The following is a 26,949-nucleotide window of genomic DNA, read 5'->3' on the forward strand; positions in this document are numbered from 1 at the left end:
TTTGGAGTAAATTAAGCCAATTCTTCAGATTTGTCTAATCATCATAAATACTAAACCAACTTTACATTAAGCCTATTGTCGAAATGCATTGTAGTAGCTGCGCTTTTTAAATTAATTCAAAATGCGGACAAATATTCGTCTAACCATTTGAAAGAATTTTTATAATCTTCATAATTTTCTCTAACATATTTATTTGAAATATATACAGTTTTTTGGTTTTTGGAGACTTTATGTTCCGTTAGTTCAGCAAGTTTAAATGAAGGAATAATCCAAAAATCGGCGGAAGTGTTTAAATCATTTATTTTTCCATTAAAGCAAATTAAAGCATAAAGCATATTTGGAACAATAGTAAGTTTGCCTGAATTACCGATTATCCAATCGTCCTTTTTATTTACACCCTTAACTTCAACTATACAAATCGCGCCTTTTTTGGTTTTAACAATAATGTCAACTCCTTTTTTATTTCCTAGAGATAAATATGCATCTTTACCTGCACGACATAACAAACTCATCATTAAATATTCAGACGCTAAGTTTGTATTATAATTTACATTCGCATTTCTTGCGGTCATATTTGATTTTTCATGTTTTTTAGAGTTCTGGTGCCTTGCACCTGCAAATAAGGTTTTTTAGTTGCATGCGCTTTATTTATTTAGATATTTTTATTTCTCGTTTCGTTTTCAGAATCATCTTCAGAATCATCTTCAAAATTATTTAGGATATTATTCTCGTTAAAATCTTTTAAAGTACTATCTAACGCAAATACAACAGAATTATAAACATCTTTAGGACTTGGAGGTGGTGCTAGTTTAGTTGGACTTATCCAATATCTTTTGATTGGAATAGTTAATTCAAATACTCCGTTTTTTTCGGTAAGAGAATTAGCCACTTGTTCTTTAATAGATGAAGATATTATAAATTCAACATTCACAATTAGCGTTTCAACAAATGGTTCGAAATCTTCCCTATAATCAATCGTTTTAAGCACTAGACTATTAAGATATTCAACTTTTTGTATTTCTTCAGGAAGTTTTAGATTTATTTTTGCCATTTTTATATATATAAATTTTGATTAAGTCTCCATTTTTTTGTGCTTGCAACTTCCGTTCTCGAGCTACAAGCGCTTTGGACTAAATTAAGCCCATTATGCGGACTTGCCACCCAAGCGTAGCGAACAGACGAAGTAAATCTTCCAAATACAAACCATTTTTCCATTAAGCCAAATGGCCAAATTGCCTGTAGCGTGTGTTACCTGCTGGCCTTTTTGTTAGCTTTCTTTTTTTAGCTTTTTTACCAAATCTTCAAATGCAATATTAATCCAATCCTTTTTCCATTCAGTCCTAAAGTTAATGTCATTTGAGTCAGGTTTATCCGACAAGTCTTTAATTCTTACTATTGTTGGAATAGGAATACAATCTCCGATAATTAAAGCTTCTTGTCTTTCAAGAACAGGTAAAGTATCTGTGATTGCACTAACGCTATCTGGCATTAAGCGTTTAACGTATTGTTGGTCAGAAGGATTTGTTAATCTCATTGCTACAAAATTATTGCATTGAGAAAAAATTGTTTCAGATATTTCAGAAGGTCTTTGACTAACAATCATTAATGATAAACCATACTTTCTTCCTTCTTTTGCTATTCTTTCAATTGATTTTTTAACTGAATGATATTTTGCACCTTCACTTTGTGGGATGTAATTGTGAGCCTCTTCTAAAACTAAAAGAAAAGGAACTTCTTCTAAATCTTTTTTTAGAGTTTTATAGTAGAAACAAAAATCAAAAACTAAGCGACTTATTAATGAAACTACAATGCTTAAGACTTCAAACGGAATTCCACTTAAATCAATTATTGTGATATTTTCATTCGAACTATCTGAATATCCAATGAACTGTTTTAGAATTTCAGAAAGCTCATCTGTTTTAAACTCTGTTAAATCTTCTTTTCTTGGTTTTAATAAAAAAGATAATCTTTCGTCATTAATTTTCGTTTCAAGCCTTGGTACAAATCTATCAAATTCGTTTGCATAAGGTCCCCCATTTACTTTGCCTGTTGCTTTTTCTTCAAATTCAATTTCTTCAAAAAGTTGGTATTCATCTTGAACTCCTGAAATTTTGGCTTTAATTTTTAGTTCTCCTGTTTTCGCATCCTTTGTCGCAATATTTTGGTTTGAAATATATCTAAAAACTTCTTCAATACTAAAATACACAGGTGTATCATAGTTAACTCTAGACAATTTCGGATTATGTCTTTTTTTATTTAATGTGACAGCTGTTTTAAATTGAGATACTTGATTATGAGAATTACTTTCTCTACTTTCAATAAACATTTCTTCAAGTTCTTCTGAATTCATCAACCAATAAGGTAAAATCAGATTTGACACATTCAATTTTTTTGATTTAGGAAATGCTTTTGGATATTCTCCGTGTAAATCAAAAAGCAGAATATGCGTATTATTTAAAATTCCTTTTCCAATTTGTTCTTCACTTGACTTTATGCCTTCTTGTAAAATTCTTGCAACTGTTCCTGACTTACCCGAACCGGTAGAACCAACTACTGCTATGTGTTTGCTGAAAAACTTATCCCCATCAATACCAATTTCAATATGTGGATTTTGAGCTAAAGTTGAAAAGCAAAACTGTTTACTTTCTTCAATAGAATTATAAATACTCTTCAATAATGCTTCATCTGCTATTTCCACATTATTCGGTGGGATTGCAATTTGTTGTCCACCTCTTCTAAATTTACCTTTGTCGTCTAAAAAACCTATAGGTTGTGAGTCTAAAACAAATGTAGGAGTAGTTATATTAGTGGTTTCTCCAATTAAATTGGTTTCCTTGATTTTGAAGCTTTGAACCAAGGCTATTATTGCAGTATTTGAATCATCTGAAATTTTTAAATAACTTCCAATTGTAAAATCAGAAGTATCTTGCTTGAATTTTTCAGCATCCAAGACTTCAACTTGAATAAGATTTGGAGATACAGTTAAAATACGAAAAATATCCGAGTTTGTTGTTGCCATTTTATATCGTTAAAAGTTTATGAATTTCCTTAAGATTGTTACAATGCTTAATGTCAAAATATTGACCATTAGGGAATTTTAATAAATTATTTTCTTTTGAAAAATATAAATAAACACTTGGTGGATTTATAAAAGTTATATTATTTTCAAAAGTTTCTTTTGAAATTATCTTAACAACATAAGAGCTTTTTGATAACTTTATTCCATTTTTTGTTGTGTTTATAATAGGCTCTTTATTAAATATAAAATTTGAATACTTTATTTCTTCATAACCATCATTAAACAAAATTTCATTATCAATTAATTCTTTTTTTATTGTTTTCAACTTTTGAGAATCATAATCAAGTATGAACGTTAATGGTTTTGCATCACGTAATGACGTATTCAATTTATAAAATTTTGAAATTAAATTTTCAATGAAATTAAACAAGGGTAATTCTGAATTATCTGAATCCAAAATATCATTTCCAATGTAAATATATTTTGTTTTACTTGAAGTTAATGACTTTGTATATTTTAGATTTTGGGAAACTAATTTAAAATACTCATTTTTTGAACGTAATTTTATAAACCATTCATTAAACAATAGTTGACTACAATTAATTTTAGACAAAAAATCTTTTTTATTGATTTTTCTATTTGTTATTCCTTTTTGTATCGCTTTGTCAATTACAATCCTTAATGCATTATTGTAAAACAAAGAGTCTGCTTCAAATTCAGAACAACTGAATAAAACCTTCAGTTTATTAATTACTAACATTTGTTGTTTGTAAAATTCTATTCCAAATAAAAAGTTGAATTGAAGTAAAAATGAATTTAATTGAGCATCGGAGATGCTCTTTTCAATTTCATAATGTTTTTCAATTTTTTTTTCTTTATAAGTTAGTATTTCCTTAATTTTCTTTAAATCTATTTTTGGTTCATTTCCTGGAGTTTCATTTTCAAAGTGAGCATATAGAACATAATTATAACTGTTGCTAGTGGTTGGATTAACAAAGTGGTCAAGCATTAAAATTATGGGTTCTCGAACTGCTGAATTTATAAAATTAGGTTTTGATAAGTATTTACATTGTATCGTTGTTTCATCTGTAGAATTAATATCAATATCTTCTATACCTTCAATAGTGATTTCATCTTCATCTTTAGTTAATTCTAATAATTTTAAAATTGATGTGTCAAATTGATAGTAATAACCTTTTATTGTTGCTTCTGCGCTTCTTGTTGCCATTTCTTAGGTTATGATTTTTATTATTTTCCGGAATCTTCTGTTAGGCTTGCAAGTAATGTTCTGGCACTACCGGGTTTGGGACTAAATTAAGGCCCATTTTCGGATTTGCCAAATCATCATAATTAGGAGACGAAATATTAATCAAGCCAATTGCCCAAATCAGATGCAGCTGTTGGGGGCTGTTTTTTATTTTTCCAATTTTTGCTTTTCTGTTTTCTGTTTTTTTAGAAATGCTGAACGATATTTAGAAAACTTAACTGTATCCATTATAGAAAACCATGTTGCAAGCATACCGTATAAAAAGAAAAATTGTAAAATTAAAAGTAGGCTAGTATTTTGTATCCAAGTTTCATTGTGATTTGTTTCAATCCAAAATGAAGTACCTGAATATAAAATTATTGACAAAATTAAACTTAAAAATAAAATAAATAATGTGAATTTAAAAGACCAAAGTAGTTCTGTAAATGTGTTATTTTCTTCTAAAAATTCAATAAAATCATTGTCAGAAGATGACATTATTATAGCCATAGCTGTAAAAAATAAAGAAAAAATTATTGAAAGAACTGTCATTGCTACATTATAAAATGAAAGAGCAAAATTCATATTGATATATTCAGGTAAAAATAAATATGTTGCGAAAACACTTAAAAGTGTAATCCCAAAATCCAAACTAAGAATTAATGCTTTAAATCTTCTCATTCTTGATGACTTGTTCTAATTCTAATTCTTTCAAAAGTACGACTAAGATAATTAATTATACCCGGTAACCCACCTCGTTCTACGTTTTCTGGTAAAACCTGAGTTATTTCTTGCTCTTTTGAGGTTGTTGTAATTGTTAGTGGATTGCCATCCGCGTCCTTTCCTTGGGCTGATGCAACGCCATAACCATCCTCAGACATAGCCATTTTCGCAATAGTTTCATCATCAATAATAATTCCTTCATCATTTGAAGATTCTTGAATTTCTTTATATTTGGTTATATTATTTTCTTGCATTCTTTCATCAGTATCTCTCCATAAATCTGCATTATTAGGATTAGAAGGAACTAACATTATAGAAACACGATTAATATTATGTAATTTTTTAACTTTTTCAATAAATGAATATTTTTCACTGATAGTGGAAATAAAAAATTCAAATGTTTTCCCTTGATGATTTGTTTTAAAAAGATTTAAAAACATTCTTTCAAACATTATTTTTGAAATTACATTCTTTATTTCTTCAAAAGCAATAATCATTTCTGTGGTGTTAATTATGAAAAGAGATTTTCCAACAATATTATTAATTGTACCCCCTCTTCTAACCGTTCCTGTAGTTTCGTCAAGTACTTCACCACGACCATATGGGTCATACTTAATTAAATATCCCATTATGTAATTTTCATACGTGACAACATCAACAATTTTATAAGAGTAATCATTAAATCCGGCTGATGCTTCACTTCGAATTCCATCTAATATAAAAAGATCTTTACGTTCATTTTCGGTAACATTTAGATGTAACCTGTTGAAATACATTTTAGGCATAAGTTTTTAATTTATTATATTTTATGTTGTTAAATTTTAGTTTTTGGTAAAATTGGCACCAACCTTCTTTTATTACAATAGTTTGGACTAAATAGATCCCATTCTTTATATTTGTCAAATCATCCTAAATACAAAATAACTTTCCATTAAGCCAAATACCCAAATCCGTTTTAGTGGCTGTTATATGATGTTACAATTCTTCCGATTTTTCAAAACTTACAAATAAATATTCAGAAACTATTTTAGCTAAATTTACAGTAAAAACTGCATGCCTTTCGTCAATTTTATGAGATGATTTTGAAGGTCCATTTCCATGAGAATCACTATATGAGTTTCTTAATCCCGAAACACCATTTATTATACTAAAAACACCTGACAAGATTTGCTTTATAAATTCATTTTCATGATTTGCTGGTGACATATTTAATAAACTTGCAACGGTTTTATAGAGTCTTAATAAATTGCCGTCATATTCATGTTTTTCTTTCGTTTTTGTTTCAAGAATAAATAGGCAAATAGATTCAATTAAAGTTCTAGCATTAGTTATTGAGCCTTCAAAATCTTTTTCTGCTATTTTTGAATTGCATTTTTTTATTTGATCATGTATATAATCAAAAGAGATTCTTTCCAATTCTTTTGTTTCGACTAACTCAGTATTTTCAATATCAAAATCAGGAAAATAAGTAACTTCTCTTATTTCTGGTTCTTCATTTTTTATAGGATAAACTTTTATGACTGCATCAAAAATTTCATTTTTATCTGCTTCAGAAAGTTGATCTATTTTGGTTTGAATTTTCGGATGTGATTTGATTTCAAAAGTACTAATAAGGGAAAATGAACGACTACCATAAGTACTTGATACATCCAAATATGATGTTGAATTAATTAGTAAATCAGATAAATCTTGACGCTTTTTATATTCTAAAATTCGTCTTATTTTTTTAATATCTATGTCTTCCATTTGTTAAATATAATTCCCTCATTATAAATCTAGTGTTGTATAATATCCCCTAACTTACTTATTTAGGCGATAAAATTGCTTAAATAACCGCTAATTGTGTAAGGCTTTATTCCATCCTCTAAATTTCAAAATCAAACATACAAAACCGCTTTTGTTTTATTTTACGGTTTTCCATAATATGGATCAATAATAAGTTGCAAAATAATCTTTTAATAATGAAAAGAATACCGTATAAATACCTATTTTAACTTTATATTAAACATAAAAAAAGATGCTTAAATTAGCATCCTTTTTATGCAATATTATTTTTTACTTCTCTTAACTGTTTCATATTCGATAATCTCGTTTTCTGATAATGGGGTAATCGATACATTACTAAATCTTTCAATTTTTTCAGGAGAGGTGTTTTCATTCTTATTTTTTTCTTTGTCAATTAAGCTTAATCTTATTTTGACTAAGTCATTTGAACAAATTTTTGAAGGGAATAAATCTATGTAAGATTTTAATTCCAACGCTAAAGCGATCCTGTTTAATAATCTAATATTTAATTTGTGATTTTGCTTATGATTTTCTATGTTACCTATGTATCCTTCTGATACTCCAATTTTGTGTGCTAAGGCAACTTGAGATAACTTAGATTTAATTCTTAATTCTCTAACTTTTTCGATTAAATGAAAATCTAATTCTGATATTATAATTTCTATGACCATGAGTTTTATTTAATCCAGTAATTAAAGGATTAATAAAATATTTAACACATACACATAAGTATGTGAAATAATTTGTCTATATTTGTTTTGTATTCATTTTATGAATACTAAATTTGCGATTCTTCATATAAGATATTTGAAGCATTCGCTTAGAATCTCGTTTCAGAAAACTGGTAATTTTTAACACACGAGAAGATAAGTAAGATGCTCACGTCATTGGCGTGGGCTCACTTATTCGTGTGTAGGGTATACCAGTACCTCTGAAACGTATAAGCTGAGTTCCACGCTTTTTTATAACTCACTTATATTTTCTTAGCGTCATCTCAGTTTCTTTTTAAAGTTTCGATTATACTAAGTCAAATCTTAAAAATATTCTTGCCTGTGAATTAAAAAAAACTTTATGATCATTAAGCCGTTACTTAATACATAAAAAATGGCCCTCTGCAGCAGCGACTAAACTATAGCAGAGGACCGTAGCTAATCAAATACCATTTAACTAACCAATCCCAATATTATGAATATTTTTTCATTTTACAAGGATGGGAAAGCTCTTTATTGCCTATTTTTTATATGGCTATGTTTTTCTTTTCCATCTGTTTATGCCAAGAATTTCATCAGGCATAGCATTTCATTTCCTCAACAGTTTCAGGTTCAGGGAACTATTAGCGACGGATCTAATCCACTTCCTGGTGTGACCATCGCCATTAAAAATAAGCGCAATTCCGCAACTATTTCCGATTATAACGGGCAGTATAATCTTTCTGCTTCTCCATCGGATACCCTAATAGTTTCCTTTATAGGATTCAAAACAGCATTTGTCCCTATTCAGAATCGTAAAACAATAGATATTCTATTAGAATACGATACCACAACTCTAAAGGAAGTGAAGGTTAATGCAGGCTACTATTCAATTAAGGAAAGCGAGCGTACAGGAAGCATTGCTCGGATCACCGCAAAAGATATTCAAACGCAGCCTGTAACAAATGTGCTTGCAGCTATGCAGGGGAGAATGGCCGGTGTGAGTATTACACAGACCACAGGGGTTCCCGGTGGAGGATTCGATATTAAAATCCGTGGACAGAACAGTATTAGAAGTGATGGGAATAATCCACTTTACATTATTGATGGAGTTCCGTACTCCTCGGATCCAATTGGCTATAATCAGACAGCCTCTACATTTCCAACCGTTACAAGTCCTTTAAACAGTATAAATCCAGATACAATCGAAAGTATCGAGATACTCAAAGATGCTGATGCCACCTCAATTTATGGTTCAAGAGGTGCCAATGGAGTAGTGCTAATCACTACTAAAAAAGGTAAAGGCGGAAAAACGGTTGTGAGGGTTAAAGCGACAACAGGAGCCGGCACTGTAACTAAATTTATGAAACTGATGGGTACCGAGCAGTATCTTGCAATGAGAAAACAAGCTTTTATCAATGATGGACTGACGCAGTACAATCCATGGGACTATGATATAAACGGGACATGGGACCAGAACCGTGAAACGGACTGGCAGAAAGAATTTTTGGGTGGCACATCGCAGATAACTGATCTGCAGGCTACGCTCTCTGGCGGCTCTGATAAAACACAGTTTTTATTAAGCAGTAGTTACCACACAGAATCTACTGTATTCCCCGGCCAGTATATGTACAAGAAAGGAGGGACGCAGTTCAGCATGAGCCACCGCTCAGAAGATAATAGGTTCAAACTCACTTTTTCAGCAGGATACAATATTCAGGATAATGATCAGCCTGCGTATGATCTGACAGCAAGCTCCAGATATCTGGCGCCAAATGCTCCTGCGCTCTATGATGCCTCCGGCAATTTAAATTGGGAAAATGGAACCTGGCAGAATCCGCTTCGTTACAGAGATGCAGAGTTCAGATCAAAAACAAATGATCTTGTGACCAGTGCCGTATTATCTTATGATTTGCTTGATAATTTAGTTCTAAAAAGTAATTTTGGTTTTACCGACTTGCGACACCAGGAAACACGAACCTCTCCCTCTACTATATATAATCCCGCTTATCAGCTGACAAGCGCCTTTTCAGGTATTTATTTAAATAATACAGACAGACAGTCCTGGATAGTGGAGCCCCAGATAAGTTGGGAAAAAGAAATGACTTTTGGTAAAGTCAATATTCTGGCTGGGGGAACTTTCCAGAGCCAGACCACTGGGAGGCTGTATCAATTCGGAAGTGGTTTCACATCAAATGACTTGATATATGATCTTGCGTCTGCATCTACAGTGCGCGTCTTATATAGTGATGACGCCCTGTATAAATATCAGGCTTTCTTCGGAAGGATCAACTATAACTGGCAGGACCGTTATATTGTAAACCTTACAGGAAGACGGGACGGCTCAAGCCGGTTTGGTCCGGGTAATCAGTTTGCCAATTTCGGAGCCGTGGGCGTGGCATGGATTTTTACCAAAGAAGGATTTTTAAAAGATATTTCATGGCTGAGTTTTGGCAAACTTCGCGGCAGTTATGGAACAACCGGAAATGACCAGATCGGGGATTACCAGTTTTTGGATACTTATACCTCATCGGGATTTAATTATGATTCAAACGTGGGATTGCAGCCATCACGGCTCTATAATCCTGATTTTGGATGGGAAACAAATAAAAAAATAGAAGCTGCTCTGGAACTGGGATTCCTGCAGGATAAAATATTTCTAACAGCCGCGTGGTATCAGAACCGCTCATCAAACCAGCTTGTTGGCATACCTTTGGCTGGAACTACAGGATTTCAGTCCATGCTGGCCAATTTAGATGCTGTTGTGCAAAACACAGGACTAGAATTCACTTTAAGGACCCAAAACTTCAATACTCAGAACTTTAAGTGGACGACCAGTCTGAATCTTACTTTTGCCAGAAATAAGCTTATTAGTTTTCCCGGACTTTCTGCCTCACCCTACAAAGAGCAATATCGTATTGGCGAGCCCTTGAATATTGAACTGAATTACAACTATACAGGAATTGATAATCAAAGTGGTGTTTATCTTTTTGAAGACATAAACAAAGACGGTATCATTTCATTTCCCGAAGACAGGCAGAGTGTTGTAGATTTTAACCCGCAGTATTTTGGAGGACTGCAAAATATACTATCCTACAGAAGATTGAAACTTGATTTTCTTTTTCAGTTTGTTAAACAGGATACCAGAAGTTATTATAATGGTGTCACAGGACAGATGTCTAATCAACCGCAAAGCGCAGCAGTAAGCTGGACTAAGCCTGGAGATAATGCTGCTCAGCAGATTTATACCAGCGGTTATAACGGGGATGCAGTCACAGCCGACTATCTATTTAGGCAGAGTACAGGTTCCATAACAGACGGGTCTTTTATCCGATTGAAGAATATAGCCCTTTCCTATGAACTGCCTTTAAATATGAAAAGCACGCAGTGCCAGCTAATCCTGCAGGGACAAAATCTGCTAACCTTTACAAAATACAAGGATGGGGATCCTGAATCTATTGGTTCCAGGTCTCTGCCGCCATTGAAAATTATTACTGCTGGAATCCAGCTCACTTTTTAATTCTCTGTTATGAAAACACTATCTCTTAAAAATAATTCTATACACCATTTATTGCTTTTTCAGGTAATAACAATGGTGCTGTTGACCTCTTGTGATTCTTTTGTAGAAGTTGATCTTCCCAAATCACAACTTACTACAGTTTCAGTTTTTGATAACTATTCCACTGCAAACGCAGCATTATCGGATATTTATTCTAAAATGAGAGAGCAGGGCTTGCTTTCCGGTTCGGCATCAGGCGTTTCCAATATGTTGGGTAATTATGCAGATGAGCTGTATTGCCTTGCAAGTCCGGGCGATCCAACAATCCCTTTTTACACCAATGCGCTGCTGCCTGCAAATTCAACTATTACAGATTCCTGGAATCTCAGTTATAATCAGATTTATGCTGCTAATGCCGTGATGGAAGGAGTGGAGTCAAGTCATAAACTCACTATAAAGGAAAAAGAACTGCTAAGAGGGGAAGCCCTGTTTATACGGGCCATCGTACATTTTCATCTGTCTAATCTCTACGGGGATATCCCTTATATTGTATCTACAGACCGTAATATAAATAATGAAGCTTCGAAGATTCCGGTAAAAGATATTTACAACAATATTATTGTGGATTTGGAAAACGCGGCAGCCCTGCTGCCGAAGGATTATATAAATATCGAGCGAGTGCGTCCCAACCAATTTGTGGCAAAAGCATTATTAGCAAGGGTATATCTGTATAACGAGTCATGGGCAGAAGCATCTAATGCGGCATCAGCGGTATTAAATGCATTAAATCTTTATGCCATCGAGGATAATGTTTCTCTGGTATTTCTAAAAGATTCCAAGGAAACCATATGGCAGTTTCAGCCCTCTGTGGCCGGAAAAAACACAGATGAGGCCAGTATTTTCATATTTTCTTCTGGTCCTCCGCCCTATGTGGCATTAACTAATAATCTGATTGAATCCTTTGATAAAAGTGACCTTCGAAAAGTAAACTGGACAAAGGCTGTCAGGGACGGGACTGATACATGGTATCATGCATACAAATACAAGGAGTTTGAAAATACTGCCACTTCAATGGAGTACTCGGTAATTTTCCGCCTTGCCGAACAGTACCTTATAAGGGCAGAAGCAAGGGCGCATCAGGGAGATTTAATAGGCGCTAAAGAAGATTTGAACAGAATTAGGAAACGTGCGGGGCTTTTGGATACAGATGCTGTTTCTGCCCAGCAGCTTGTTAATGCCGTTTTGAGCGAGAGGAGATGGGAACTGTTTACAGAATTCGGACATCGCTTTTTTGACCTCAAACGTTCCGGACAAATTGATAATGTCCTTGATCCTGTAAAGACTGGCTGGAATTCAACAGATGTTCTGTTTCCTCTGCCTGAAAACGAACTAAGCATTAATCCTAATATACGCCCGCAGAATAGCGGTTATTAAATATGAAATCTCATTATAATTTTCCCTACGGAAGCAAGAAACAGGAATCTCTGTGTATGAAGCTTACACTGGCTTTATTTTTATTATTTATTTTGCCATTAGTAGCCTGCCCCTTATGGGGGCAGGTGGTGCAAAAAAAACAGCTGACCGAATCTGATTATAAGAATTGGGGTGAGCTACTGATGGAAAATCCATCTCCAGATGGCCAATGGATCAGTTATCGAATGCGTTATGAAAGCGGAAGCGATACGCTCTTTGTGCGAAATACAATAAACGGCGAAACCTTTAATTTGCCTGGTGGAGTTTTTCCACGTTTTGCAGGAAATGAACACCTTATCTTCAACGACAAAAAAAGCATCCAGTCCTTAAATTTGAAAACTGGATTACGGCATTCTTACCCGTTGGATACGCATATCGAATATTCCATGGAAACGGGCCAGATTATTACACTCTTAAGAAAAGAAAAATGCCTGCAGCAGCAAAAACTGTCAACCGGTGTGATCAGTATAGTGAAGGATGTAGTAGATTTTTCAATGAGCCCAATTCAAAAAGAAATTATTATTTCAATAAAAGAAAAAGAAAAGTATTCCGTGGGAATTCTGAATCTTCGGAATTCGACAATAGAATGGATCGCCAAGCAGGGAAATGGGGAGTTTTATAACTTCGCATGGGAAGAGAATGGCAAAGCAGTTGCTTTTTACAGTTCAACAGATTCAATAGCTAGCGGCACCAATCTTTGCTTATATAAACTGAAGACCAAAAAAATATTCAGGCTTAATCAAAAGGAACTTAACAATTTTTTATCTGATAAAATTTTTGATAAAACGGATAGTTATCGCCTGACTATATCGTCGGATTTGGATAAAGTCTTTTTCGGCCTTTCTCAAAAAACTAAACCTGTTGAACAAAAAGCCAAGGACACGGTTGAAGTTTGGAATACCGCAGATAAATGGATTTATCCGCGGGAACAAGATTCGGGACGTTTTTATGAAAAAGCTAATCTCGCGGTATGGCACCCGTCATCTGGACGAGTAGTCCAGATTTCCTCTGTGGAATTTCCCAGTGTAATGCTCAATGGCAATAAAACTTTGGCGATAATATCCAACCCAAAACAATACGAGCCCCAGTTTGAAAATGTAGCTCCAAGGGACTATTATTTGGTGAATCTTGATACCGGTCAAAAAGAAATTATGGTTAAAAAACAAAGCGAATTCCATACAGATCTTTTGCCGTCACCCTCTGGCAAGTTTGTTGCGTATTACAAAGACAGCAACTGGTGGATTTATGATATTAAGAGTAAAACTCATATGAATATTACTCAAAATATTAAAATTCCTTTTTTTGGCAGGGTGCATGGATTAGGAGGTGATGCAGCATACGGAAATCCGGGATGGACTCCGGATGACAAGGAAATTCTATTGTATGACCAATATGATATTTGGGCGATAAAGAACGACGGCACAGTAGCCAGAAGACTCACCAAAGGAAGAGAAGATAAAACGATATATCGAATTAATACACTTGGAGATTATGATCTCCTTTTGCGAAATTTTGACGGCTTTAAAAGCATTGCTGTTGATTTAAACGATAAACTCATTCTTCGCACGGAATATGATGATGGCAAGACTGGATATTGCAGTTTGGAGAAAACGGGCATGCTAAAACAGATCTTAAGCCGCAGCAGTTTTTTTGATAATATGCATTACATAAAAAAGTCTGGGCTTTATATCTGCAAGGAACAAAGATTTGATCTGCCTCCGCGTATCGTTTTAAAGAACGATTCCTATATGGAAAAAATCATTTTTCAGAGCAATTCCCATTATGAAAAATTCCAAACGGGTAAATCAGAACTTATTACATACCGCAATGCCGCAGGTAAAGAATTAAAAGGCATATTGTACTTTCCTTCAAATTTCGATCCCAATAAAAAATATCCCATGATTGTCTATATTTATGAAAAGCAATCGCATAACTTACATAGATATATCAACCCCACCTTGTTTTATGGAAATGGCTTTAATGAATCTGTAATGACAACAAAAGACTATGTTATTTTATGTCCGGATATTGAACATGAAACTGGTACAGTGGGAGAAAATACGGTTGATTGTGTTGTTAGCGCGACCAATCATATAGTAAGCAAAAACTTCGTAGATCCATTGAGGATAGGTTTAATGGGAGAGTCCTTTGGAGGATATGAGACAAATTTCATAATCACGCAGACAGACCTTTTTGCAGCAGCTGTTTCAGGGGCTTCTATTTCTGATTTGACCAGTTTTTATCTCACTGTCGGCTGGGATCTTAATATTTCGGATATGACCCGCTTTCAAAGCGAGCAGTGGCGATTGGGAAAAAGTCCTTTTGACGATCCAGTTTTGTATTCGAAGAACTCCCCTGTAGCGAATGCTACCTCGATTAATACACCAATTTTAATATGGGCAGGAAAATCAGACTGGCACGTAAACTGGAATCAGAGTGTAGAGTTTTATATGGCGCTTAGAAGGCTGGGCAAACCAGCAACTATGCTGCTGTATCCGGATGAAAAACATACCCTAATGAAAGAAAAAAATCAAAAAGATTTGAGTTTGAGAATTAATCAGTGGTTTGATTACTATCTTAAAAATGACCAATCAGTTACGTGGGCAAAAGAGGCCGTTAACTAAAAAAAACAATGCAGTTCTTGTGGAGAACTGCATTGCATTTAATGTTTATTAATTAACAGGGCGATAACGCAACTGTTGACAATTGTTGGCTTTCCCAAAAGCCTGTTGGCCACTTGCTTCACATAGAAATGGACTAGGCGTACTGTCACAACTTACAGGAACATCACAAGGCTTTGTAGCGCTGTTAATATATCCCACAATTGGCGGCTTTGATGCACTCTGCATCGAAGTGGTTAAAAAAGCGCCTGTAATTCCCATTAATGCAACAAGTGCAAATGGCATTGTCGATTTTAAAAATGTGGTTTTCATAATAATATGTATTAAGGTTATTTGATCTACTATTTTCTACAGGTGTTCGATCTTATTTCCTGGCACCGGCCGGTATATTTTTATTAATTATTTAGTGGAGTTCTATTAATCGGTTTGTATAGCATTTTTAAGGTTTTCTTTCAATTCGTACATCAAAACTTTTGTGCCAATTAAAACATAAAGATGCCTATCGGTTAAATACAAGGATTTAAGCTTGTCATCTCCTATCATAAATATTGGGAAACTCAGAACATAACTGTTCTTTGAAATGTCATAAACATCTATTATCGAAGCGTGTTTCCAGAGAGCAGGATCTTCATATTGACCTGGAATTTTCGATTCTATAAACAATAGATTATTATGAAGCGTACTAAGTGAATTAACAGTAAGTGGTGGTGCGGACATCTTACGTACAGTCTCATTTTTGAGATAGGATACCTTGATTTTTGCTCTTGAAAAAGTATCAATTGTTTTGCTGCGATGAGTTAAATTTCCATTATTATCTGTCACTATAATTTCATTACGATAAAAATAAACATAGACAGACCTTTTCATTTTTCTACTGTAATGTAGTATGCCATCGGTGTCGAAAATTCCGTCAATCTGCTTTTTCAGCAGATGTGGCTTATACTGAATTTTCCTGTCATTATTTGCAGTATAAATGCCGAGAATGTTGGCCGATTTTATCCCATTGTTGTTGCGGAAGATAAAAGATGATGTGTCAATGGGTTCCGCCGCCGTAAAATAAGGAAGCCCATTTAGTTTACTAGAAATCTTCCAGTCTTCAGTGCTGCCTGCTGATATGCTTGGAACACTACCATCCATTAAATAAAAATATTTTCCCCTAACTAAAATCTTGATGGAACGATAGTGAATTTTAGGATCACTATTTTCTATATTGTGTGTGTCCTGAAACTTGAAGGAGGTGTCAATCGATATGATCTGCAAAGGCGTTGTGTAATTTCCTAGATAAAGTTTATCTGGACTGCTTCCTGAGAAATAATAAGAATTATAAATTAAATCTTTGGAATGGACAAGCTGCACAGTTCGTTTGATATAGCGTCTGATAAATGGATTTTTGTGCTCCATCATTTCTTCTGAAGAAAGGAATAAAGCTATAATCACTACTGTACTTGAGAGTATAGAAACAGGGATAGATTTAATTGGTGAGAATCTGTTTCCTATTTTGTTTTTTTTAATTTGAGATCTATAACTCAGACAGATTGCTAAAACTGCTAAACCAACAAAGAAAATATTAAAAATTAAATGAACATCCCAGCTCATTTTCTCTAAAATTCCGCCGCAGGAACAGGGAACGAAAGAACTGTAATGCAGGACAATATAAATATATGCCGTAAACATAGTCATCAGACACAGGCAGGCATACAGACCGTAATCGCGGAGTTTCGGAATAAAGAGCAGGCACGCAATTAAGAGCTCTAGAGTTGGAACAATCCATGATACAAAAGATGCATAAACACTCAGTAATGGAGACTGTCCAAGCTGCACTTGAAAATTATCAAAATCCAGTAATTTGCTCACAGCCGCGTATACAAATAGCATTACATACAGGAGGCAGATTATTTCTTTGGCAATAGTGCCTATGTTGCTGTTTAACTTCATGATTTATGTAGGTATTTAAAACGATTGTTGGGACATTTCTGCAGGAATTCGAATTTATTTGATTAGGATAAATATTTAACTTAATAGAACTGATACAAAATTACAACAGCCTGTAATTTTGATTGTTACCTAAAACAAGCCGGTATTTTTCAAAAACAATCAATTGTGAGTTAAAAACAAAAGAAGCAGAATTTTTGATATAAAAGGGGCTAAAAAAAATGCCAATAAGATTTCTCTTTATTGGCATTAAGTGCGGTAAATTTTAAATCAGTTTATTTTCCGGATTGGTTTAGGGTCTGCAGCTTTTCACGAAGTTCTGCCAGACCTGCTTTTTGAAGGCACTCCTCTGCAAGTTGTTTTAAATCCGAAAGGTTTTCCTCAGGGATTGCAGAAACCAAAATAGCTGATTTTTCATCATCCGGCGCCGTCAGCCCACGTTCAATCACATGGTTTAGGAGCAGTACATTTTTGCGTGAAATTTTCAAATCAATCTTTACCGTCTCATTCATCCCAGGAATACTAAGAATAGTATCAAAAACCCTTGCCACATCATTTGTTGTCATCATAATTTTCACGTTTTTAAATTAATATTTATTAATGCAAAAGTATAAATAGACTTTTTAATTATCATGGACATAATATGTCCATGATGGGCTGAATAGACGGAGCTTACTTAACTTCGTATAGTTTTAGAAACAATCCTTAGATGTTTTCTAATACTGTTTCTAATGCGATTTGATTTAAGTGATATGCAGAAATGTTGAAATTCTAAAATGATATTTAAAATGGCTTAAAGATTGCCAGTTTCCTGCAATCGGCCAGATGTCCGGTTGTTAAACAACCGAATCTGGCTGCTCTTTACTCGGAACTCGTGAGCAGTGAAACTGAAAGAAGAAAAAGAGTTTGAAATTAATGAAAATGAGAGAAAATGGAAAAGGAAAATGCAAACAGAACGCGTATTGTAGGCTTGCGTTTTACGCCTGCAGAATATGCAAGAATTGAACGTAAATGGAAGGCTACAACCTGTCGCAAATTAAGTGAATATATTCGTAAATATTTGTTTGATAAACCCATCACAACCAATTACCGCAATCAGTCCCTGGATGAATTTATGTTCGAGATTATCAGACTCAGAGCTGAACTTAAAGTCTTGGGAAACAACTTTAATCAGGCAGTAAAAAAGCTGCATACACTGCAGCAGATTCCGGAATTTAAAACCTGGATCATCAATCATGAACTGGAGCGAAGGATACTTTTTAATAAGGTAGAAGAGATAAATAAATATATTGAGAAAATCTCCCGAAAATGGTTGCAGTAATTAAGACTGGAAATTCACTGCACAACATTTTCAACTATAATGAAAATAAGGTAAAACAAGGTGTAGCGGAATGCATAGGCGAGGGGAATTATCCTCTTGAAGTGGATAAAATGAGCATCACAATGAAACTCAGCAGACTGCTTAATCAAAATACTTTAAATGAGAATGTAAAGCGCAATAGCGTGCATATTTCGCTGAATTTTGATCCCTCTGAAAACTCATTAACCAATGAAAAATTGATGCAGATCGCAGATGCTTATATGCAGAAAATTGGTTTTGGCGAGCAGCCTTATCTGGTATACCGCCACCATGATGCTGGACACCCGCATATTCATCTGGTGTCTATAAAGGTAAAGCAGGATGGAAGCAGGATCGGCATGCACAATATTGGCAGGAACCAGTCTGAAACAGCCCGCAAAGAAATAGAGAAAATGTTCTCTTTAGTGGCCGCACAGGGGCGTAAAAACAATATTGATAAGGTTCTTAAGCCTATCAATGTTCAGAAGGTTTCATACGGAAAGATGCAGTCAAAAAAAGCGATTGCAGCAGTACTTAACGGAGTGCTTTCAACCTACAAATATTCAAGTCTTTCTGAACTCAATGCAGTGCTGCAACTCTACAATGTTTTTGCTGACAGGGGATCTGAAGACTCAAGGATTTTTAAGGCAGAAGGATTAGTGTACCGAATACTTGATAGTGATGGAAAACCTATTGGGGTTCCTATTAAAGCCAGTGACTTTTATAATAAACCGACTCTTAAATTTTTAGAGCAAAAATTTATATCCGCCGGTAGTGCAAGTGTATCGATGAAAAACAGGATAAAGAATGCCGTGGACCTGGCGCTTTTTAATAAAAGCATTTCATTTTCCGAGCTGGGAAAACTGCTCGAAAAAGAAGGGATTAATATTATTTCGAGAAAAAGTGCTGCCGGGATGATTTACGGTATCACCTATGTGGATCATACTACAAAATGTGTATTTAATGGAAGTGTTTTAGGCAGGCAGTACAGCGCAAAGGCAGTACAGGAACGCTGTAATTTAATGGGTAAAACTCTACAGGGTTCCGACAAGGCCCTAAACATAAAATCCAAAGCTGAATTAATGGGAACTATATCAAATAAAGATTTATTTGAAATTAGTAAAACTGATGGTTTTGATACTGCTTTGGCTAAAGTTTTGGATGTATTGACCCGGATGGAATCCGCGCAGGATTACCTGCCCAATCAGCTTAAAGCAAAACGCAGGAAGAAAAAAAGAAAGGGGCAGTCAGACAATCAATAAAAAATTAATATCATGGGAATGCAGACAGGTGAAAATGAACAGGCACTGAGAAAAATATTGGATATGACAAGGCTCATAGGGGTTATCATTCTGGTAATTCACTTTTACTATTATTGTTATTCAGCCTTCAAGCAGTGGCAGCTGGTAAGCGCGTTTACAGATAAAATTTTAGGAGGTATTTATCGTGCAGGGCTATTTGATAATTTTCATAAATCGAAATTTTTTGCCCTCGGATTTCTCGTGATTTCGCTTCTTGGTGCAAAGGGTAGAAAAAATGAAAAGATCAGTTACAAAGTTGCTTGTGCTTATTGTATTTCTGGAATGCTCATTTATTTTATAAGTTATTTTGCGCTTTTGTTATTTTCATTGCAGACAGATAAAACAATAGTTTATATTGTAATTACTTCGACTGGATTTCTTATCATGCTTTCCGGCGGGACAATGCTTTCTCGGATTATAAAAAACACGCTGAACAGCAAGGACATTTTCAATAAGCTCAATGAGACTTTTCCACAGGAAGAAAGACTGTTGGAGAATGAATATTCTATTAATCTTCCCGCCAGATACTATCTAAAAGATAAACTGCGAAACAGCTGGATAAATATTATAAATCCATTCAGGGCGCTAATGGTTCTGGGCACTCCGGGATCGGGTAAATCTTATTTTGTGATCCGCCACGTTATTACCCAGCATATAAAAAAAGGCTTCAGCATGTTTGTTTATGATTTTAAATATGATGACCTCTCAAAAATTGTCTATAATACTTTTGAAAATAATAAACAGGCTTATAAAATCCTGCCCAAATGTTACTTTATAAATTTTGATAATATTATGCACAGGTGCAATCCGCTGGACCCGCAGAGCATGGAAGATATAACCGATGCTTCGGAATCAGCCAGGACTATTCTGATGGGGCTTAACAGGCAGTGGATAAAAAGACAGGGAGACTTTTTTGTAGAGTCGCCAATCAATTTTTTATCGGCCGTAATCTGGTATCTAAGAAAGTATAAAGATGGGGAGTTCTGTACCCTGCCTCATGTAATTGAACTCATGCAGATGGATTACGACAGTCTCTTTACGCTGCTTCGGACAGAAAAAGAAATTGAAGTCCTGATAAATCCATTTATTAATGCTTATCTCCAGGAAGCCACTGACCAGCTTGAGGGGCAGATTGCTACGGCGAAAATCGCCATGGCGAGGCTTTCCTCTCCTCAGTTATACTATGTTTTGTCAGGAAATGATTTTACTCTAGACATCAATAATCCCCAGGAACCTAAGATTGTCTGCATGGGAAACAACCCCCAGAAAATACAGATATATGGGGCCGTATTGTCACTTTACGTGAACAGGCTTGTAAAACTGGTAAACAAAAAAGGGAAGTTAAAATCCAGTCTGATTTTTGATGAGTTTCCAACAATCTATCTCAATAATATGGACAGTTTAATTGCTACAGCAAGAAGCAATAAAGTGGCAACCTGTCTGGGTATTCAGGACTTTACCCAGCTCCGCAAGGACTATGGGCGGGAACAGGCAGATGTTATTATGAATATTGTTGGAAATATAATAAGCGGTCAGGTTACAGGAGATACTTCCAAACAATTATCAGAGCGATTCGGAAAAATTATGCAGGACAGGGAAAGCCTGTCGATCAACAGCGCCGACACTTCAATTAGCCGTTCAAAACAATTGGAATCTGCAGTCCCGCCCTCGAAAATCTCAGGACTAAGTTCTGGCGAATTTGTGGGCATGGTAGCTGATGATCCGGATTGTAAAATTGAACTCAAAACCTTTCATAACGAAATTATAAATGACCATGAAGCGCTGAGAAAAGAGATGGAAAATTATAAAGAAATACCTCCAGTTCGAAAACTTGACAATGCAATGATCCAGCGCAATTACCTTCAGATAAAACAGGATGTTCAGGATATCATTCATTCCGAAATGGAACGCCTGCTGAATGATCCCGCGCTGACTTATTTAGTGTTAAAAAAATAGTACAAGAATTAAACTTAAAATCGAATAGTATATCAAAGCAATTCAGATTCAAAGGCGTCAGCAGTCAGATGCTGAATTATATATTTGTATAAGTATATTCGTTAATATATACATATTAGATTGAAGACCAGTATTATGATTTTCGACCGTTTCTCGACTGGGACAGTTTTTATTAATGAAAAAATGATAAATTTGGAAATAAATGCGATGTGATTTTGGATCATATATTCATAACTTAATTGTCATTATTTCGACTATGCAGCATGCAATAGACATTAGCGGAAAAAAAATTACTGCTGCTTATTCCGGCCAAAGGGCTGTTTGCGACTTCTGCAAGAAAGAGGTAATTGGAAAATGTGGAGAAATTTACATTTGGCATTGGCAACATGTCCATAACGCAGATTGTGACTTATGGAAAGAAGGTGAAACCGAGTGGCATAGGGCCTGGAAAAACAAATTTCCATTTGACTGGCAGGAAACAATTATAGAGAAGAACAGCGAAAAACATATAGCTGATATTTTTACGCCAAATGGGATTGTAATAGAATTTCAAAATTCCACGATTTCTTCATCAACTATTGTCGAGCGGGAACAATTTTATCAAAAAATGGTTTGGGTTATAAATGCGCAGACGTTTAAAGATAATTTGATTACTGAAAATAAATCAGATAAACAACTGGCAGAAATCGAGCTTCGATATTTGACACAGCGCAGTCTGTTAAGTAAACACAACTCTGTTGGACTGCAGAATTTAAAGAAAAAACAAAATACTTTGACTTTTGAAATCCAATCTAGGGAAGATGCATTAGAAGATTTACAGTCTGTGACTGATCTTTTTAAAAGCTACAATAAAAATGCAGAAACATTTGCCGAGCAAATTATAGTTATATGGCAGAGCGAAAACTTATTTGTCGACTCCTCCCTGATAGAGATTATCAGTGACGATACAATACCTACTAAAAAGACATTTTTTAGGTTATTGGGAGACTTGAAACGCAACAAGCACTTCTTGAGTGCAGCTCTTGAAAATAGTGTAGAACTTGAGGAACTTTCTAAGGAGCGTAAAGAGATTCTAACTGAACTTGAAAATCTGAAACCAGCCCTGAAGGAGGAATTGAAATCCGTCGCTGCACAGCATCTAAATCTGGAAGTTGAAATTGCCCAGCTTAAACGAGAAATTTCGTTTTTGAAGTTGGAGAATGCTCAGAATGATGGTGAATATCAGGAGCTAAAAACCTCAATCGACAATTATATCAATACAAATTTGAAAAAGCTAGAAACTGATTTTGATGAACAAAGAAATAGAATTCTTATAGATAAAGACAAACTGACCCTGTCCTGGAAACGCGAAAGGAAAAGCTGGGCTTCAGCTGCCGCACCAATTTTCTTCGACATCGGTGATGGTAAACTGCTGTACAAACATCCCGACAATAAAGTCAGTATTGTAAAGGTTTGTGATTTTATAAGTAAGTATAACCCTGCTGCGACCTAGTGATATTTAATAAGCAAAGCAATAAAATCTTCGGAATATTCTATTGCCTTGTAAAAGTCTTCAGCTGTCAAGAGTGGCTTTCAGCTGCTCCTTACATTCCTCTTTCATAGTTCCGACCCCACAAACAGAAATCTTATTAAAAATAAATATACTTAACAGATAAAGGCTCTTAAGTGATTCTGCTTCAAATTAAGGTATCACTATATAGTAAACCAGCTGATAATATTTGTAAAATTAATCTTTGGGTACGTTGTAAGATTTAAAATAGGTAGCCGGAAATTTCATTTTGACAGCATTTAGTTTGGTGAGATCCGCACCCATTTCACGTCCTAATCTTCTCGCGATTTCTAGGATATATTCACCTATTGCACAGTAATATTTTTCATAATCCAGATAATTAATATTTACTTTATCTCCTATATTATACCCTAGATCGGGACATTTTTCCACAAAATGGCTGTCCGCAATCGATGCCCTATGAATGATTGTATTTCTTATCTGGCTTAAGTGATGAATATCCTTAATAATCAACGAATCTAAGGCGCCGCTGAAACCGATCGGTTCAAGCAGCGCTTCAAACCGTTCAACTCCATATCCAAGAGATTTACCTCCAGTTAATTTGTTTTCATATTGTTTGAAAGTATATTCAATCGTCTCGTCATCGGAGGTGTTAGGGACTGTAAGATTTATTTTTTTACCAGTGGCATACTCGAATTCCGTCATTTCATTATTTTTGAAATATTCGATAATAAAGTTCTTAATGGTATTCTCAAGATTTGAGTACATCATAAGCAATGACTGGGAATAGAGGAAAGGAAACCCTGCGTCTATTTCTTCTTTTGCGGTCTCGGACACTCTTTTAGGTTCCTTGGTCAGTTCTTCTATATCAAGGCTTGAACTTTCCAATTGATGCAAAATTTCCATTAATCTTGGTGTCTCCTTGGCACGAATCAGTCCAATGCAGCAAGCTTCAATAATGTCATGAAGTTTAAAAATGTTAACTAAAAAATCAATCAATGGCTGGTTTAGTTTTTTATAGTATTCTCTGCTGTCTAGCTGATCCATTCCGTTTATTTTTTGTGAATTATTTATTTTTTATTTCTAGGTGTGGAGCGAGTCTTTCAAATGCTTTAATTCTATTTTAATATTTTCGATTTCCTGATTTTTCTTTGAATTGGAAATCCAGTTGCCGATAAAAGTAATTACAGCCAGTAGAAGCAATATAAATGTGGAAACATTTTTCAATACATCATACATATTATCCAGATACTCTTTTCTGCCCTTACTAAGATGTTTCCGGTCATGAAAGGATGCCGTGCCTGAACCTGAAATAGAATAATAACATCTGCTGTACTCAAATTCAGTTTCATTTATTTCTTTCTCATTTATCAGATATCGGATCTGCTGGATAACATCCGTTTCCTGCAGTCCTGAGTTCTCTATGAGCTTATCGAATTCAAGGGCGGTATCGCGTATGTCAATATTGTCGGGTGCCCATTTTTCGTCCTTTCTTTTCTGAAGTGTCTCTAAAAGCTGATGGCGGCTGGTGTACTTCTTATTTATTTTCATATCGTTAACTTTTTATTTTTGTAAAGATTACAGGAATCTTAATCATCTTGGTTTAAGATCTTGCGTATTAATTTGTATGAGCAGAAATATTCCACATCATTATAAAGATAATTTCTCATTCTACCCAACTCATAAATTACAGTTTCATTTTTTGATTTTGCCTGTAGAAGACTGCTGAAATGGTCAAATTCTCTTAACTGTCTGTTAGTTGAAAGTTTGCCGAGTTCATAATGGTAGTTTTCTTTTTTTCTTCCTGCTTTGATTTTTAAAGGAATATTGAACAAATTAAATTCGTCATCAAAAATCGGGATTTCAAATTGGTGTCCCGTATCAAAAAACCTGCTGAAAACAGAGGTGCAGTTCTCCTGAAGTTCAGCAATGCGTTTCTTTAAGTCGCTGATAAAAGAATCATATACAAGGGAATACCTTCTGTGCTCATTTCTCCTTTCATAAATTTCCATGATCGATTTTTCGTCATACACAAATGTGTTTTCCAAAAACGGTTTTAATTTTTGGGATACTATTTTTACCAGTGAAGCAAAAGACACTCTGCCAATTTTATCTTTGACCGCTTCCAGTTCTTCGAAGTATAGGGTAAGAACTGATTTGAGTTTTTCAGTTATAATAATGAAATAAGTTTCCAGAAAAGCAGTATGTCTTTTTATAATATCCTCAATTTTTACCTTAATGATCTCGCATTTAAAACCGTTGTCTGCATGGTATCGCAAGTAGGCAATCTTATCAGGGGAACGCTCATAGCCAAACACAGTTGAAGATATAACTTTTCTGTCAATTTTTCTGAAAGGGTGGCCGACAAGCTCATTGCGGATTTCCCTGTTAACGAAATAATTAATATCCAGCTTTAAGTCGCCTTTAGTGATATTGGTCTTAAAGAGAATCAGCATTTCTTCAATGAAATCCTGCTGTACATATATCGCCTGAAGAAAGCTGATATGGGATGCAAAATTCTCACTGTGTTCAGAACCGTTTTTTTTCTCATAAATAATGTCGAATGTATCGTAAAAATAGCTGAGTATATCACCAAAGTAATTGCTTTCGGCTTCAGGGGAAAAATTGATCTGGTTACGGCAGAATTTATTGTCATAGATAAAATCATTCCACACATCTGCGATTATATCCAGTTTATCTTTTATATGATCTTTCATATTCTAGCTTTATAAGTACTTGAATTCTAGTTTCCGGCCGGCACTAAAGTAAGGTTTATTTCCAATTTTTCCTGCTTTTCTCTTATCTCGGATATTTTGTCCCATTTACGTTCATTTCGGATTTTTAAAGTTGTTTACAGGTTTTCATTCGAAACGGACTAAAAGGGCAGCCAAATTAGTATCCGCCGGGTACTGCATGCGCATAACAGCTGCGCTGCCCTTCGGGACTTATAGCACTCCGTACCCGTTAACCGGACACTGGATTTTTGCTTTCTTTTTTTCCGTTTTTTCTTTTGAAAACAATTTTTGCGGAGCAGGCGGAAAGAAGCAGTAATAATCTAAACTTTTAAATCATGGAAATTACAGGACGCTTAACCAGAGATGCTGTTGTTGTCAAAACAGCAAAAGACAGACAGGTTGTTAACTTCTCCATTGCAGTTAATGACACCTACAAAACCAAAGACAGTAATGAGGTAAAAAAAATAGTCACTTTTATTGACTGCTCGTACTGGCTCACTGCAGGTATAGCCCAGTGGCTTAAAAAAGGCGCACTGGTGGAACTATTCGGAAGAATAGGAGTGAATGCCTATATTAATTCTGAGGGCAAGGCTGTAGCTAGCCTCACTTTTCACACAAGCAACATCAAAATATTGGTGTTTGTCTCAGATACTCAGCCTGTGCAGGCTAATGCCGTTCCCGCCAAAAACAGCAAAAAGGAACAGCCTGACGACCTGCCTTTTTAATCCGAATCAAATGTACAAGCCTAAAGAAATGAGTTATGAAAGCCTTGAAAAAATCAATATACGCCGAGTATGAAGTTCACGATGCATTCCAAAAGATAGTCCTTTTCGAAATGCAGTCTTATGACGGAACAAAAAAAGAACAGCTCAAAGCATTTCTTGAAGACATGCAGAGAAGCGGATGCATCAGCGGTATGATATCCCAGTTTATTTATCATGCCGACTGTAAAAAGTTCTACATCGAATACCTTGACGATTTGGAAGACATCAGAAAAGAAATGGAAGATTCCCATGGGGAAGCGGTAAAAGACCGCTACGGTCTACCTCATTACACCTTTATGTGCTGGCTCTGTTTTGAAGAATATTGTTATGACATCTACAGAACCTCTTTTGAATAAT

The 26,949-nt window shown here is 34.9% G+C and carries 23 protein-coding genes; 9 read left to right on the plus strand and 14 right to left on the minus strand.

Going from position 1 to position 26,949, the window contains the following annotated elements; genetic code table 11:
* Nucleotides 1-116: 116 nt before the first annotated feature.
* The 8 genes from KHA98_RS05025 to KHA98_RS05060 all read right to left on the minus strand — a co-directional run bounded on the left by KHA98_RS05025 (nucleotide 117) and on the right by KHA98_RS05060 (nucleotide 7,444).
* Complete coding sequence (locus KHA98_RS05025) at nucleotides 117-572, minus strand: hypothetical protein (protein ID WP_213255913.1); 456 nt, start codon at nucleotides 570-572, stop codon at nucleotides 117-119.
* 80 nt (nucleotides 573-652) lie between these two features.
* Nucleotides 653-1,051, minus strand: a complete 399-nt coding sequence (locus KHA98_RS05030; protein WP_213255915.1) for a hypothetical protein — start codon at nucleotides 1,049-1,051, stop codon at nucleotides 653-655.
* A 216-nt stretch (nucleotides 1,052-1,267) separates the two neighbouring features.
* On the minus strand, nucleotides 1,268-3,019 hold the full coding sequence (locus KHA98_RS05035; protein ID WP_213255918.1) for an ATP-binding protein: 1,752 nt from the start codon (nucleotides 3,017-3,019) through the stop codon (nucleotides 1,268-1,270).
* 1 nt (nucleotide 3,020) lies between these two features.
* Complete coding sequence (locus KHA98_RS05040) at nucleotides 3,021-4,247, minus strand: DUF4297 family anti-phage-associated protein (RefSeq protein WP_213255919.1); 1,227 nt, start codon at nucleotides 4,245-4,247, stop codon at nucleotides 3,021-3,023.
* A gap of 186 nt (nucleotides 4,248-4,433) precedes the next feature.
* Complete coding sequence (locus KHA98_RS05045) at nucleotides 4,434-4,946, minus strand: hypothetical protein (RefSeq protein ID WP_213255920.1); 513 nt, start codon at nucleotides 4,944-4,946, stop codon at nucleotides 4,434-4,436.
* Complete coding sequence (locus KHA98_RS05050; RefSeq protein WP_213255921.1) at nucleotides 4,943-5,773, minus strand: DUF4747 family protein; 831 nt, start codon at nucleotides 5,771-5,773, stop codon at nucleotides 4,943-4,945. Before KHA98_RS05050 ends, KHA98_RS05045 begins: the two co-directional genes overlap by 4 nt.
* Before the next feature lie 190 nt (nucleotides 5,774-5,963).
* A complete protein-coding gene (locus KHA98_RS05055; protein WP_213255922.1) occupies nucleotides 5,964-6,734 on the minus strand; it encodes an abortive infection family protein in 771 nt (256 codons plus the stop codon).
* A gap of 302 nt (nucleotides 6,735-7,036) precedes the next feature.
* A complete protein-coding gene (locus KHA98_RS05060) occupies nucleotides 7,037-7,444 on the minus strand; it encodes a helix-turn-helix domain-containing protein (protein WP_213255923.1) in 408 nt (135 codons plus the stop codon).
* Nucleotides 7,445-7,958: 514 nt separating this feature from the next.
* On the opposite strand from KHA98_RS05060, the gene KHA98_RS05065 reads away from it, so the two are divergent.
* Genes KHA98_RS05065 through KHA98_RS05075 form a run of 3 tightly spaced genes read left to right on the plus strand, consistent with a single transcriptional unit; the run spans nucleotide 7,959 to nucleotide 15,058 of the window.
* Entirely contained in the window at nucleotides 7,959-10,982 is a 3,024-nt protein-coding gene (locus KHA98_RS05065; protein WP_213255924.1) for a SusC/RagA family TonB-linked outer membrane protein, read from the plus strand.
* 9 nt (nucleotides 10,983-10,991) lie between these two features.
* Nucleotides 10,992-12,395, plus strand: a complete 1,404-nt coding sequence (locus KHA98_RS05070) for a RagB/SusD family nutrient uptake outer membrane protein (RefSeq protein ID WP_246522166.1) — start codon at nucleotides 10,992-10,994, stop codon at nucleotides 12,393-12,395.
* Nucleotides 12,396-12,397: 2 nt separating this feature from the next.
* A complete protein-coding gene (locus KHA98_RS05075) occupies nucleotides 12,398-15,058 on the plus strand; it encodes a S9 family peptidase (protein WP_213255926.1) in 2,661 nt (886 codons plus the stop codon).
* Between the two features lie 48 nt (nucleotides 15,059-15,106).
* On the opposite strand, the gene KHA98_RS05080 is transcribed toward KHA98_RS05075, so the two are convergent.
* From KHA98_RS05080 to KHA98_RS05090, 3 genes are all read right to left on the minus strand, one after another.
* Nucleotides 15,107-15,367, minus strand: a complete 261-nt coding sequence (locus KHA98_RS05080) for a hypothetical protein (protein WP_213255928.1) — start codon at nucleotides 15,365-15,367, stop codon at nucleotides 15,107-15,109.
* 105 nt (nucleotides 15,368-15,472) lie between these two features.
* Nucleotides 15,473-16,990: a MauE/DoxX family redox-associated membrane protein gene (locus KHA98_RS05085; protein WP_213255930.1), complete on the minus strand. Its 1,518-nt coding sequence runs from the start codon at nucleotides 16,988-16,990 to the stop codon at nucleotides 15,473-15,475.
* A gap of 272 nt (nucleotides 16,991-17,262) precedes the next feature.
* Complete coding sequence (locus tag KHA98_RS05090; protein WP_213255932.1) at nucleotides 17,263-17,556, minus strand: hypothetical protein; 294 nt, start codon at nucleotides 17,554-17,556, stop codon at nucleotides 17,263-17,265.
* Between the two features lie 362 nt (nucleotides 17,557-17,918).
* On the opposite strand from KHA98_RS05090, the gene KHA98_RS05095 reads away from it, so the two are divergent.
* The 4 genes from KHA98_RS05095 to KHA98_RS05110 all read left to right on the plus strand — a co-directional run bounded on the left by KHA98_RS05095 (nucleotide 17,919) and on the right by KHA98_RS05110 (nucleotide 23,075).
* Nucleotides 17,919-18,308 carry a plasmid mobilization protein gene (locus tag KHA98_RS05095; protein WP_213255934.1) on the plus strand — a complete coding sequence of 130 codons (390 nt, stop codon included), beginning with the start codon at nucleotides 17,919-17,921 and terminating at the stop codon, nucleotides 18,306-18,308.
* Nucleotides 18,296-19,588: a relaxase/mobilization nuclease domain-containing protein gene (locus KHA98_RS05100; RefSeq protein WP_213255936.1), complete on the plus strand. Its 1,293-nt coding sequence runs from the start codon at nucleotides 18,296-18,298 to the stop codon at nucleotides 19,586-19,588. The genes KHA98_RS05095 and KHA98_RS05100 overlap by 13 nt, the downstream gene beginning before the upstream one ends.
* 18 nt (nucleotides 19,589-19,606) lie before the next feature.
* On the plus strand, nucleotides 19,607-21,583 hold the full coding sequence (gene mobC, locus KHA98_RS05105) for a conjugal transfer protein MobC (protein ID WP_213256688.1): 1,977 nt from the start codon (nucleotides 19,607-19,609) through the stop codon (nucleotides 21,581-21,583).
* A gap of 202 nt (nucleotides 21,584-21,785) precedes the next feature.
* Nucleotides 21,786-23,075 carry a competence protein CoiA family protein gene (locus KHA98_RS05110; protein ID WP_213255938.1) on the plus strand — a complete coding sequence of 430 codons (1,290 nt, stop codon included), beginning with the start codon at nucleotides 21,786-21,788 and terminating at the stop codon, nucleotides 23,073-23,075.
* Between the two features lie 234 nt (nucleotides 23,076-23,309).
* Here the strand turns inward: KHA98_RS05110 and KHA98_RS05115 are convergent, their stop codons facing one another.
* From KHA98_RS05115 to KHA98_RS05125, 3 genes are read right to left on the minus strand one after another with little or no spacing between them, the layout of a single operon-like run.
* Entirely contained in the window at nucleotides 23,310-24,140 is an 831-nt protein-coding gene (locus tag KHA98_RS05115; RefSeq protein WP_213255940.1) for a hypothetical protein, read from the minus strand.
* 36 nt (nucleotides 24,141-24,176) lie between these two features.
* Entirely contained in the window at nucleotides 24,177-24,644 is a 468-nt protein-coding gene (locus tag KHA98_RS05120; protein WP_213255942.1) for a hypothetical protein, read from the minus strand.
* A gap of 38 nt (nucleotides 24,645-24,682) precedes the next feature.
* Nucleotides 24,683-25,810: an FH2 domain-containing protein gene (locus KHA98_RS05125; RefSeq protein WP_213255944.1), complete on the minus strand. Its 1,128-nt coding sequence runs from the start codon at nucleotides 25,808-25,810 to the stop codon at nucleotides 24,683-24,685.
* A 353-nt stretch (nucleotides 25,811-26,163) separates the two neighbouring features.
* Between KHA98_RS05125 and KHA98_RS05130 the strand changes: the two genes are divergently transcribed.
* The gene (locus KHA98_RS05130) at nucleotides 26,164-26,553 is read left to right on the plus strand and encodes a single-stranded DNA-binding protein (RefSeq protein WP_213255946.1); all 390 of its coding nucleotides are present in this window, start codon (nucleotides 26,164-26,166) and stop codon (nucleotides 26,551-26,553) included.
* Nucleotides 26,554-26,588: 35 nt separating this feature from the next.
* Nucleotides 26,589-26,948, plus strand: coding sequence for a DUF7222 domain-containing protein (locus KHA98_RS05135; RefSeq protein ID WP_213255948.1), 360 nt, complete (start codon nucleotides 26,589-26,591; stop codon nucleotides 26,946-26,948).
* Nucleotide 26,949 lies beyond the last annotated feature (1 nt).

It is taken from the genome of Flavobacterium branchiicola (genome assembly GCF_018383905.1).
GTDB lineage: Bacteria > Bacteroidota > Bacteroidia > Flavobacteriales > Flavobacteriaceae > Flavobacterium > Flavobacterium branchiicola.

Coding starts and splice junctions, on each gene's coding strand:
- KHA98_RS05025 (WP_213255913.1), bottom strand. CDS start 572: ATGACCGCAAGAAATGCGAATGTAAATTATAATACAAACTTAGCGTCT.
- KHA98_RS05030 (WP_213255915.1), bottom strand. CDS start 1,051: ATGGCAAAAATAAATCTAAAACTTCCTGAAGAAATACAAAAAGTTGAA.
- KHA98_RS05035 (WP_213255918.1), bottom strand. CDS start 3,019: ATGGCAACAACAAACTCGGATATTTTTCGTATTTTAACTGTATCTCCA.
- KHA98_RS05040 (WP_213255919.1), bottom strand. CDS start 4,247: ATGGCAACAAGAAGCGCAGAAGCAACAATAAAAGGTTATTACTATCAA.
- KHA98_RS05045 (WP_213255920.1), bottom strand. CDS start 4,946: ATGAGAAGATTTAAAGCATTAATTCTTAGTTTGGATTTTGGGATTACA.
- KHA98_RS05050 (WP_213255921.1), bottom strand. CDS start 5,773: ATGCCTAAAATGTATTTCAACAGGTTACATCTAAATGTTACCGAAAAT.
- KHA98_RS05055 (WP_213255922.1), bottom strand. CDS start 6,734: ATGGAAGACATAGATATTAAAAAAATAAGACGAATTTTAGAATATAAA.
- KHA98_RS05060 (WP_213255923.1), bottom strand. CDS start 7,444: ATGGTCATAGAAATTATAATATCAGAATTAGATTTTCATTTAATCGAA.
- KHA98_RS05065 (WP_213255924.1), top strand. CDS start 7,959: ATGAATATTTTTTCATTTTACAAGGATGGGAAAGCTCTTTATTGCCTA.
- KHA98_RS05070 (WP_246522166.1), top strand. CDS start 10,992: ATGAAAACACTATCTCTTAAAAATAATTCTATACACCATTTATTGCTT.
- KHA98_RS05075 (WP_213255926.1), top strand. CDS start 12,398: ATGAAATCTCATTATAATTTTCCCTACGGAAGCAAGAAACAGGAATCT.
- KHA98_RS05080 (WP_213255928.1), bottom strand. CDS start 15,367: ATGAAAACCACATTTTTAAAATCGACAATGCCATTTGCACTTGTTGCA.
- KHA98_RS05085 (WP_213255930.1), bottom strand. CDS start 16,990: ATGAAGTTAAACAGCAACATAGGCACTATTGCCAAAGAAATAATCTGC.
- KHA98_RS05090 (WP_213255932.1), bottom strand. CDS start 17,556: ATGATGACAACAAATGATGTGGCAAGGGTTTTTGATACTATTCTTAGT.
- KHA98_RS05095 (WP_213255934.1), top strand. CDS start 17,919: ATGGAAAAGGAAAATGCAAACAGAACGCGTATTGTAGGCTTGCGTTTT.
- KHA98_RS05100 (WP_213255936.1), top strand. CDS start 18,296: ATGGTTGCAGTAATTAAGACTGGAAATTCACTGCACAACATTTTCAAC.
- mobC (WP_213256688.1), top strand. CDS start 19,607: ATGCAGACAGGTGAAAATGAACAGGCACTGAGAAAAATATTGGATATG.
- KHA98_RS05110 (WP_213255938.1), top strand. CDS start 21,786: ATGCGATGTGATTTTGGATCATATATTCATAACTTAATTGTCATTATT.
- KHA98_RS05115 (WP_213255940.1), bottom strand. CDS start 24,140: ATGGATCAGCTAGACAGCAGAGAATACTATAAAAAACTAAACCAGCCA.
- KHA98_RS05120 (WP_213255942.1), bottom strand. CDS start 24,644: ATGAAAATAAATAAGAAGTACACCAGCCGCCATCAGCTTTTAGAGACA.
- KHA98_RS05125 (WP_213255944.1), bottom strand. CDS start 25,810: ATGAAAGATCATATAAAAGATAAACTGGATATAATCGCAGATGTGTGG.
- KHA98_RS05130 (WP_213255946.1), top strand. CDS start 26,164: ATGGAAATTACAGGACGCTTAACCAGAGATGCTGTTGTTGTCAAAACA.
- KHA98_RS05135 (WP_213255948.1), top strand. CDS start 26,589: ATGAAAGCCTTGAAAAAATCAATATACGCCGAGTATGAAGTTCACGAT.